Source organism: Actinoallomurus acaciae, assembly GCF_042429965.1.
GTDB classification, from domain to species: domain Bacteria; phylum Actinomycetota; class Actinomycetes; order Streptosporangiales; family Streptosporangiaceae; genus Actinoallomurus; species Actinoallomurus acaciae.
In genome coordinates this window covers 1-10,086 of sequence record NZ_JBHLZP010000686.1, presented here as the reverse complement: position 1 = coordinate 10,086, position 10,086 = coordinate 1, and the positions used below count along the sequence as shown (strand labels likewise).

The following is a 10,086-nucleotide window of genomic DNA, read 5'->3' as shown; positions in this document are numbered from 1 at the left end:
CCACCGCCGTCGGGCGGCCGGTCGGTCAGGCCGGGGGCGGCCAGGAAGTCGCGGACGGCGCGTACGAGGGGCTCACCGCTCTCCGACCGGGCCGCGCCGCGCAGCAGGACCACGGCCTGGCGGACCTCGGCGCGCTCGAAGAACCGCTCGGCGCCCTTGACGACGTAGGGCACGCCGTGGTCGGCGAAGGCCTGTTCGTACGGCTCGGACTGGGCGTTGATGCGGAACAGCACCGCGATCTCGCGGGCCGGCACGCCCTCGTCGAGCAGCTCGCGGATGCGCTTGGCCACGGCCTCGGCCTCGGCCACCTCGTCGTCGTGCTCGGAGAAGACCGGCGTGGGGCCGTCGGAGCGCTGCGCGACCAGCTCGAGGCGGTGCGCGCGCGTGTCTCCCCGCGCCTGCGCGAGCACGCCGTTGGCGAGGCGCACGACCTGCGGCGTCGAGCGGTAGTCGCGGACCAGCTTGATGACCTTGGCGTCCGGGTGCTCGACCGTGAAGCCCAGGAGGTAGGAGGGGCTGGCGCCGGTGAAGGAGTAGATCGTCTGATTCGGGTCGCCGACCACGCACAGGTCCTTGCGCTCGCCGAGCCACGTGTCGAGCAGGAGCTTCTGCAGTGGGTTGACGTCCTGGTACTCGTCGACCACGAAGTGGCGGTACTGGTCGCGGAACTGGTTCGCGACCTCCTGGTGCTCGGTGAAGATCGCGGCGGTGAGCTCCAGCATGCCTTCGAAGTCGATGAGGTTGCGGTCGCGGCGGAGCTGCTCGTACGCGTCGTAGACGCGCGCCATGTCGGCGGCCTCGGCGGGCGGGGTGCGCCCGGCCTTGGCCGCGGCGGCCGCGTAGTCGCCGGGACGGGTCTGGGTGACCTTGGCCCACTCGACCTCGGCGCCCGCGTCGCGCAGCTCGGTACGGCCGAACGACAGGCGGCACAGGCGCGCCGCCTCCGCCACCAGCCCGAGCTTGGACTCGACCAGTCGCGGGAGGTCTCCCCCGATGACCTTGGGCCAGAAGTAGTGCAGCTGCTTGTAGGCGGCGGCGTGGAACGTGCGCGCCTGCACGCCCGGGGCGCCGAGCTGCCGCAGCCGCCCGCGCAGCTCGCCGGCGGCCCGGGTGGTGAACGTCACGGCGAGCACCCGCTGCGGGGAGACGACGCCGGTGTGCACCGCGTACGCGATGCGGTGGGTGATGGCGCGGGTCTTGCCCGTACCGGCGCCGGCCAGCACGCATACCGGGCCGCGAATGGCCTCGGCCACCTCGCGCTGTTCCGGGTCGAGCCCGGCGAGGACCTCATCCGCCTCCATCGCCCCTCCTTTCACCGATCGTTCATCCTCTCAGGCGCATCCGACGCTCGTGTCCCGTACCTCATCTCGGTTCGCGGCGCTCGCGGCGGGAATGCGGCGGCCTGACCCGGTGTTGGACGGGTGTTCGCAACCGACGGACCGCGGGGAGAGTCATGACCACGCCCACAACGGGTGAGCTCACGATGTACACCACTTCGTGGTGTGGCTTCTGCAAACGGCTGAAGGCGCAGCTGGCCCGTGACGGAATCTCGATGGTCGAGATCGACATCGAGCGTGACCCGGCGGCCGCGGCGTTCGTGGAGAACGTCAACGGCGGCAACCAGACCGTCCCGGTCGTGGTGTTCCCCGACGGCGCCGCGGTGACCAACCCGACCGCCAAGGCCGTGAAGGCCCGCCTGGCCGATCTCCCCCGCTGAGGGACGCGCCCGGGGCGCCTCCACCTGGACGGCGGGTCCCGTTCGGCGGTCAGGAGTCGATCAATCGCCGGTAAAGGGATCTGACCTGCCCTAACGCGTCCGGCGACGTTACCGGCCCGGCGTTACTGTGAGTTATGCGCCCCTCCCTGCTGGCGACGCTGGAGCGCCGTCCGCGGCCACGCCTGTGGCTGGGGTTCCTGATGATGGCGCTCTGCCTCACGGTGGAGACCCTCCTCGGTGTCGCGCTGGCGACGGTGGTGCCCGTCGAGTCCCTCGGCGTGCTCTACCTGCTCGGGCTGCTGTTGATCACGTCTCTGTGGGGCCTGGTCATGGGTCTCCTGATGGCCGTGGCCAGCACCGTGGTCTTCGACTACTTCCTCATTCCGCCCGCGTGGACGCTGTGGCTCACCAAGGGGCAGGACCTGGCGATCCTCGGCATCTTCATGGCCATGGCCCTGCTGGCGTGCGCGCTCGCCCGCGCCGCCCGGCTGCTCTCGGGCGAGGTGGAGGCCCGGCAGGAGGCCGACCTGTCGGCCGGGCTGGCCCGGCTGCTCCTGCGGGCGCCCGACCTGAGCGCGGCGCTGCCGGTCACGGCGCAGCGCCTGGCGAGCGACCTGAACCTGCCATCGGCCTCGATCGAGCCCGGCGACGTCCCCGCCGAGGACGGGAGGCTCGCCTTTCCGCTGCGGGGCGAGGACATCCACGCCACGCTCCTCATCCCGGACGACCTGCCGCGCCCGGTCGTCCGGCGGCTGCGCGAACGGATCGTCCCCTCCCTGGAGGTGCTCCTCGAAGCGGCCTGCGAGCGCGAACGCGTCGCGGACGCCCTGCGGCACAGCCGCGACGAGCTCGCCCGCATCGCCGAGGAACAGGCCGCGCTGCGACGCCTGGCCACCCTGGTCGCCCACGCGGCTCCGGAGCGGGACGTCTTCGACGCCGTCGCCCGCGAGATGGGGCAGATCCTCGGCGCGCGCCACACCCTGGTCGTGCGCTACGAGCCGGCCTCCAGCGCACTCACCGTAGGCGCCTGGGCCCCCACCGAGGGGGACGACGTCAACCTGCCGCTGGGCTCGCGGTGGACGCTGGAACGCGGCACCGTCACCGAACTGGTGGCGCGTACGGGCGCGCCGGCCCGGGTCAACGAGTACACCGGCCAGGGCCCGCTCGCCGCTCAGCTGCGTACGCGGGGCGTCGTCTCCTCCGTCGGCTGCCCCATCATCGTCGGCAGGTCCCTGTGGGGCGTGGTCGTCGTCGCCGCCAGCACGTCCGAGCCGCTGCCGGAGGACACCGAGGTACGCATGATGGAGTTCACCGAACTCGCCGCGGCCGCCATCGCCAACGCCCAGAGCAACGCCGACCTCAAGGCCTCCCGGGCCCGCGTCGTGGCCGCCGCCGACGAGGCGCGCCGCCGCATCGAGCGCGACCTGCACGACGGCACCCAACAGCGTCTCGTCTCCCTGGGGCTCGAGATGCGCGGGATCGAGGCCGCGATACCGCGGGAGTTCGAGGACGCCAGGCTCCAGGTCGCCCACACCGCCAAGGCGCTGGAGGAGGCCGTCGCCGAGTTGCAGGAGCTCTCTCGCGGCCTGCACCCCGCCATCCTCGCCAAGGGCGGCCTCGAACCCGCGCTCGTGGTCCTCGCCCGCCGTTCCAACCTCCCGGTCGAGCTCGACGTCACCATCGACGAACGGCTCCCGCAGCGGTGCGAGATCACCGCCTACTACGTGGTCTCCGAAGCGCTGACCAACGCGGCCAAACACGCGTTCGCCTCGATGGTCACCGTCGCCGTCGCCGTCCGGGACGGGGCGGTCCGGCTGTCGATCCGCGACGACGGCGTGGGCGGAGCCGACGCCACGCGGCTCGGGGCTGATCGGCCTCACCGACCGCGTCGAGGCCATCGGCGGCACCATCACCATCACCAGCCCCAGAGGCGAAGGCACCACGCTGCTCGTCGAGATCCCCCTGGATTGAACCGGAGCCCACCGCTCTGACCAGGGTGATCACGGTTCGAGGGCCAATTCGGATCGGCGTTACTGTGAGTTATGCGCCCCTCCCTGCTGGCGACGCTGGAGCCCCGGTCGCGACCGCGGCTGAGGCTGGGAATCCTGGTGGCGGCGGTCTGCCTCACGGTGGAGACTCTGATCGGCCTCGGGCTGTCGCGGTTCATGCCCGTGCAGTCCCTGGGCGTGCTCTACCTCGTGGGGCTGCTGCTCGTCACGTCCGTGTGGGGCCTCGGGCCGGGGCTGTTGATGGCCGTGGCCAGCACCATCGTCTTGGACTACTTCCTCATTCCGCCCCCCTGGACGCTGTGGCTCACCACGGGGCAGGACCTGGCGATCCTCGGCATCTTCGTCGCCCTGTCCCTGCTGGCGTGCGCGCTCGCCCGCGCGGCCCGGCTGCTCTCGGGCGAGATGGAGGCGCGCAGGGAGGCCGACCTGTCCGCCGAGCTGGCCCGGCTGCTCCTGCGGGCGCCCTACGTGAACCGGGCGCTCCCGGCCACGGCGCACCTCCTGGCCGACGCCCTGAACCTGCCATCGGCCTCGATCGAACCCGGCGACGTCTCCGCCGGGAACGGTGGACTCGCCCTCCCGCTCCGAGGTGAGGACGTCTGTGCCACGCTCCTCGTCCCGGCCGGCCTGCCCCGTCCGATCACCCGGCGGCTGCGCGAGCGGATCCCTCCCTGGAGGTGCTCCTCGAAGCCGCCTGCGAACGCGAGAAGGTCGCCGACGCCCTGCGGCACAGCCGCGACGAGCTCGCCCGCATCGCCGAGGAACAGGCCGCGCTACGACGCCTGGCCACCCTGGTCGCCCACGCGGCCCCGGAGAAGGAGGTCTTCTCCTCCGTCGCCCGCGAGATGGGGCAGGTCCTCGGCGCGCGCCACACCCTGGTCGTCCGCTACGAGCCCTCCTCCACCGCGGCCAGCGTCGGCATCTGGCGCGCCGCGGGCAGCCCCCCGGCCGCCATGCCGGTGGGCTCGCGGTGGACGCTGGAGGAGGGAACCGTCTCCGACCTCGTGGCGCGTACGGGCGCGCCGGGCCGGGTCAACCATTACACCGGTCAGGGCCCGCTCTCCACCGAGTTGCGCGCGCGGGGCGTCGTCTCCTCCGTCGGCTGTCCCATCGTCGTCGGCCGGGCCCTGTGGGGGCTGCTGATCGCCTCGTCCAGCACGCCCGAGCCGCTGCCGGACGACACCGAAGTGCGCATGGTGGAGTTCACCGAACTGGCCGCGGCCGCCATCGCCAACGCCCGGAGCAACGCCGACCTGAAGGCCTCCCGGGCCCGCGTCGTCGCCGCCGCCGACGAGGCACGCCTCCGCATCGAGCGCGACCTGCACGACAGCACCCAGCAGCGCCTCGTCTCCCTCGGGCTCGAGATGCGCGGGATCGAGGCCGCGATACCGCGGCAGTTCGAGCGTCTCAGGCATCAGGCCGCCCACGCCGCCAAGGCGCTGGAGGAGGCCGTCGCCGAGCTGCAGGAGCTCTCCCGCGGCCTGCACCCCGCCATCCTCGCCAAGGGCGGCCTCGAACCCGCGCTCAGGGTCCTCGCCCGCCGCTCCCCCGTCGCGGTGAACCTGGACGTGTGCCTCGACGAGCGGCTCCCGCAACGCTACGAGGTGACCGCCTACTACGTGATCTCCGAAGCGCTGACCAACGCGGCCAAACACGCGTTCGCCTCAGTGGTCCGCGTCGCCGTCGACGTCGAGGGCGTCGGCGTCAAGAACAAGAAGGACAAGGCGGTCCACCTGTCGATCCGCGACGACGGCGTCGGCGGAGCCGACCCCACCCATGGATCGGGGCTGATCGGCCTCACCGACCGCATCGAGGCCATCGGCGGCACCATCACCGTCGTGAGCCCGGAGGGCGGCGGCACGACTCTGCAGGCCGAGATCCCCCTCGACTAGCTCCCGGGCACGGACGCCACCGACCTCGGACATCCCGCGATCAAAGCGCCCTGACCAGCACGAACGGCGTCTTCAGAGCAGCGTTGAGCCTTCAGAGCAGCGTTAAATGGTGTTATGCGGGAAACGGTGTTATGCGGGCGTCATGGCCGGCCATGCCGGCGCGCCGTCCACGGCCGCGGCTGAGGCCGGGATTCCTGGTGATGGCGCTGTGCCTCACCGTGGAGACCCTGGTCGGTCTCGGGCTGGCGAAAGTGGTGCCCGTCGAGTCCCTCGGCGTGCTCTACCTCGTCGGACTGCTGGTGGTCACGTCTTTCTGGGGCCTGCCCATGGGCCTCCTGATGGCCGTGGCCAGCGCCATCGTCTTCGACTTCGTCCTCCTGCCCCCGGTTTGGGAGCTGGGGCTCCTCAAGGGCCAGGATCTGGTGGTCCTCGGGGTCTTCATGGCCCTCGCCCTGCCGGTCTGCGCGCTCGCCCAGGTGGCGCGGCTGCTCTCGGGCGAGGTGGAGGCCCGCCAGGAGGCCGACCTGTCCGCCGACCTGGCCCGGCTGCTCCTGCGGGCGCCCGACCTGAGCGCGGCCCGTCCGGCCACGGCACGACTGCTGGCCGACGCCCTGGACCTGCCATCGGCCGCGATCGAACCCGGCGACGTCCCCGCCGGGAACGGGGGGCTCGCCTTTCCACTGCGGGGCGACGGCGTCCAGGCCACGCTCCTCGTCCCGGGCGGCCTGCCGCGCCCGGTGGCCCGGCGGCTGCGCGAGCGGATCGTCCCCCTCCCTGGAGGTGCTCCTCGAAGCCGCCTGCGAACGCGAGAAGGTCGCCGACGCCCTGCGGCACAGCCGCGACGAACTCGCCCGCATCGCCGAGGAACAGACCGCGCTGCGGCGTCTGGCCACGCTGGTGGCGCACCACGCTCCGGCGCGGGAGATCTTCGACTCCGTCGCCCGTGAGATGGGCCGGCTCCTCGGCGCGCGCCACACGATGGTGGTCCGCTACGAGCCGGGCGGAACCGCGACCACCGTGGGCGACTGGCACCTCCACGAGGGCTCTCTCCCCACCTTCCCGACGGGCTCGCGCTGGGCGCTGGAGCCGGGAACCGTGACCGAGACCGTCGCCCGTACGGGCGCGCCGGCCCGCCGTGACGACTATGAGGGCGACGGCCCGCTCATCCGCCGGGTACGGGCGCGGGGCGTCAGGTCCACCGTCGGCTGCCCCATCATCGTCGGCCGAGCCCTGTGGGGCATGCTCGTCGTCGCCTCCAGCACGGACGAACGCCTGCCGGACGACACCGAAGTGCGCATGGTGGAGTTCACCGAACTGGCCGCCGCCGCCATCGCCAACGCCCAGAGCAACGCCGATCTGAAGGCCTCCCGCGCCCGCGTCGTCGCCGCCGCCGACGAGGCACGCCGCCGCATCGAACGCGACCTGCACGACAGCACCCAGCAACGCCTCATCGCCATCGGACTCGAGATGCGCGGGATCGAAGCCGCGATCCCGGCCGAACGGCACGATCTCGGGCTCCAGATCGCCCACGCCGCCGAGGCTCTGGACGAAGCCGTCGCCGAGTTGCAGGAGCTCTCCCGCGGCCTGCACCCCGCCATCCTCGCCAAGGGCGGCCTCGAACCCGCGCTCAAGGTTCTGGCCCGCCGCTCCCCCGTCGCGGTGGACCTGGACGTGTCCATCGACGAGCGGCTCCCGCGACTGTGCGAGATGACCCTCTACTCCGTGGTCTCCGAGGCCCTGGCCAACGCGGCCGAGCACGCGCACGCCACGGTCGTCCGCGTCACCCTCACGATCAAGGACAAGGCGGTCCATCTGTCGATCCGCGACGACGGCGTCGGCGGAGCCGACCCCAGCGGCTCGGGGCTGATCGGCCTCACCGACCGCGTCGAGGCCATCGGCGGCACCATCACCATCACCAGCCCCAGAGGTGGGGGCACGATGCTGCTCGTCGAGATCCCCCTGGAGTGAGCCGCCGCTTCGACCAGGGCCGATGCGGTTCTACACGCTCATTCGGATCGGCGTTACTGTGGGTTATGCGCCCATCTCCGCCGGCGATGCCGGCGCGCCGGTCGCGGCTGCTGCCAGGAATCCTGGTGGCCGCGGTCTGCCTGACCGTGGAGACGCTGATCGGCATCGGGCTGTCGCGGTTCGTACCCGTGCAGTCCCTCGGCGTCCTGTACCTCGTCGGCCTGGTGCTCGTCACGTCCCTGTGGGGCCTCGGCCTGGGGCTGGTGATGGCCGTGGCCAGCACCGTGGTCTTCGACTACTTCCTCGTCCCGCCGAGGTGGACGCTCTGGCTCGGCAAGGGCCAGGACACGGTGATCCTCGCCGTCTTCATGGCCCTCGCGCTGCTGGCGTGCGCGCTCGTCCGCGCCGCCCGGATGCTCTCGAGCGAGACGGAGGCCCACCAGGAGGCCGATCTGTCCGCCGACCTGGCCCGGCTGGTGCTGCGGGCCGCCGACCTGTCGGCGGCCCTGCCCGCCACGGCACGGCGCCTGGCGAGCGCCCTGTGCCTGCCATCGGCCTCCATCGAGACCGGAGACGCCCCCGCCGACGTCACCAGGCTCACCTTCCCGCTCCGCGGTGACGACGTCCATGTCACGCTCCGTGTCCCGGCCGGCCTGTCACGCCCGGTCGTCCGGCGGCTCCGCGAGCGGATCGTCCCCTCCCTGGAGGTACTCCTCGAAGCGGCGTCCGAACGCGAGAAGGCCGCCGGCGCCCTGCGGCACAGCCGCGACGAACTCGCCCGCATCGCCGAGGAACAGGCCGCGCTACGACGCCTGGCCACCCTGGTCGCCCACGCCGCCCCCGAGGGCGAGGTCTTCCACGCCGTCGCCTGCGAGATGGGGCGGCTCCTTCCCACGCGCCACGTTCTGGTCATCCGGTACGAGACGGCCGACACCGCGATCACGGTCGGCAACTGGGGCGTCAGCCGCAGGGAGATCGAGGCCACCATGCCGCTGGGCGACCGCTGGCCGCTGGAGAAAGGCACCGTCGCCGAGCTCGTGGCGCGGACGCGCGCGCCGGCCCGGGTCGACCACTACGACGGCGACGGCGAGGTCGCCACCCGGCTGCGCTCCCTGGGCGTCAGGTCCGCCGTCGGCTGTCCCATCATCGTCGGCCGGGCCCTGTGGGGGCTGCTGATCGCCTCGTCCAGCACGGCCGAACGGCTGCCGGACGACACCGAAGTGCGCATGGTTGAGTTCACCGAACTGGCCGCCGCCGCCATCGCCAACGCCCAGAGCAACGCCGACCTCAAGGCCTCCCGCGCCCGCGTCGTCGCCGCCGCCGACGAAGCCCGCCGCCGCATCGAACGCGACCTGCACGACAGCACCCAGCAACGCCTCATCGCCATCGGACTCGAGATGCGCGGCGCCGAGGCCTCCATCCCACCCGACCTGCACGACCTCAGACTCCAGGTCGCGCATACCGCCAAGGCCCTGGAGGAGACCGTCACCGAGTTGCAGGAGCTCTCCCGCGGCCTGCACCCCGCCATCCTCGCCAAGGGCGGCCTCGAATCGGCGCTCAAGATCCTCGCCCGCCGCTCCTCGGTGCCGGTCGCACTCGACGTCACCATCGACGAGCGGCTCCCCGAACGCTCCGCGGTGACCGCCTACTACGTGGTCTCCGAGGCGTTGACCAACGCGGCCAAGCACGCGCACGCCACGGTCGTCCACGTCACCCTCACCGTCGAGGACAAGGTGCTTCACCTGTCGATCCGCGACGACGGCGTCGGCGGAGCCGCCCCCACCCGCGGCTCGGGGCTGATCGGCCTCACCGACCGCGTCGAGGCCGCCGGCGGCACCATCACCGTCAGCAGCCCCAAGGGCGTCGGCACCACACTGCTCGTCGAGATCCCCGTGGAGTGACTACCAGGCGCGGGACATGCCGATGATCACGATCTTGCCGATCGGACGGTCCTCGATCAGGTGGCGCAGCGCCTCGTCCGCCGCCTCGACCGGGTAGATCGAGTCGATGACGGGCTGGATCCGGCCCGTGGCGAGCAGGCCGGTGATGGTCGCCCAGGCGCGGCGTGACTGGGCCGCGGTGGCGTCGGGCAGCGAGAACCCGTGCAGGCTCGCGTGACGCCGTACGACGTCGTCGACGGGCACCTGCACGGCCGCGCCACCCGTCTCACCGACCAGCACGATCCGCCCGCCGGTCGCCAGTGCCGTCGCGATCTGCCCGGTCACGCGACCGCCGACGCCGTCGACCGCCACGTCGATGCCGGCGGCGAACCCGTCGCCCAGCCCCTCGGGAAGCCGGTCGCGTTCGAGGTCGACCACGTCGATCCCGTGGGACCACGGCGCCGCGCGTACGGCCTTGGCCTTCGCCGTGCTGCCGGTGCCGCCGGCCAGGGCGGACGCGCCCAGCGCCCGGGCGAGCTGCACGGTCGCGTTGCCCACACCGCCCACGACAGCGGGGGCGAAGACACGCTTGCCCGGGGAGAACCGGCCGAGCCGCAGCG

At 72.5% G+C, this 10,086-nt stretch carries 8 protein-coding genes and 1 pseudogene; 7 read left to right on the top strand and 2 right to left on the bottom strand.

All coding sequences use genetic code 11. From position 1 onward, the window contains the following. Nucleotides 1-1,301 (bottom strand): ATP-dependent helicase (locus ACFFNX_RS45000; RefSeq protein ID WP_378212411.1); only part of this gene is annotated, 1,301 nt, incomplete at its 3' end. A 152-nt stretch (nt 1,302-1,453) separates the two neighbouring features. Here ACFFNX_RS45000 and ACFFNX_RS44995 point away from each other — a divergent pair. The 7 genes and pseudogenes from ACFFNX_RS44995 to ACFFNX_RS44965 all read left to right on the top strand — a co-directional run bounded on the left by ACFFNX_RS44995 (nt 1,454) and on the right by ACFFNX_RS44965 (nt 9,487). After that, nucleotides 1,454-1,717: a mycoredoxin gene (locus ACFFNX_RS44995; RefSeq protein WP_378212410.1), complete on the top strand. Its 264-nt coding sequence runs from the start codon at nt 1,454-1,456 to the stop codon at nt 1,715-1,717. A 134-nt stretch (nt 1,718-1,851) separates the two neighbouring features. After that, on the top strand, nt 1,852-3,708 hold the full coding sequence (locus ACFFNX_RS44990; RefSeq protein ID WP_378212409.1) for a sensor histidine kinase: 1,857 nt from the start codon (nt 1,852-1,854) through the stop codon (nt 3,706-3,708). Between the two features lie 51 nt (nt 3,709-3,759). Beyond that, a pseudogene (locus tag ACFFNX_RS44985) lies at nt 3,760-4,101 on the top strand (DUF4118 domain-containing protein); the annotation flags it as partial. A gap of 302 nt (nt 4,102-4,403) precedes the next feature. Further along, nucleotides 4,404-5,618, top strand: a complete 1,215-nt coding sequence (locus ACFFNX_RS44980; protein WP_378212408.1) for a GAF domain-containing sensor histidine kinase — start codon at nt 4,404-4,406, stop codon at nt 5,616-5,618. Between the two features lie 200 nt (nt 5,619-5,818). Beyond that, a complete protein-coding gene (locus ACFFNX_RS44975; protein ID WP_378212414.1) occupies nt 5,819-6,565 on the top strand; it encodes a DUF4118 domain-containing protein in 747 nt (248 codons plus the stop codon). Between the two features lies 1 nt (nt 6,566). Then, nucleotides 6,567-7,586: a GAF domain-containing sensor histidine kinase gene (locus ACFFNX_RS44970; RefSeq protein WP_378212413.1), complete on the top strand. Its 1,020-nt coding sequence runs from the start codon at nt 6,567-6,569 to the stop codon at nt 7,584-7,586. A gap of 65 nt (nt 7,587-7,651) precedes the next feature. Then, complete coding sequence (locus ACFFNX_RS44965; protein WP_378212406.1) at nt 7,652-9,487, top strand: DUF4118 domain-containing protein; 1,836 nt, start codon at nt 7,652-7,654, stop codon at nt 9,485-9,487. Here the strand turns inward: ACFFNX_RS44965 and ACFFNX_RS44960 are convergent. Further along, nucleotides 9,488-10,086 (bottom strand): zinc-binding dehydrogenase (locus ACFFNX_RS44960; RefSeq protein ID WP_378212404.1); only part of this gene is annotated, 599 nt, incomplete at its 5' end.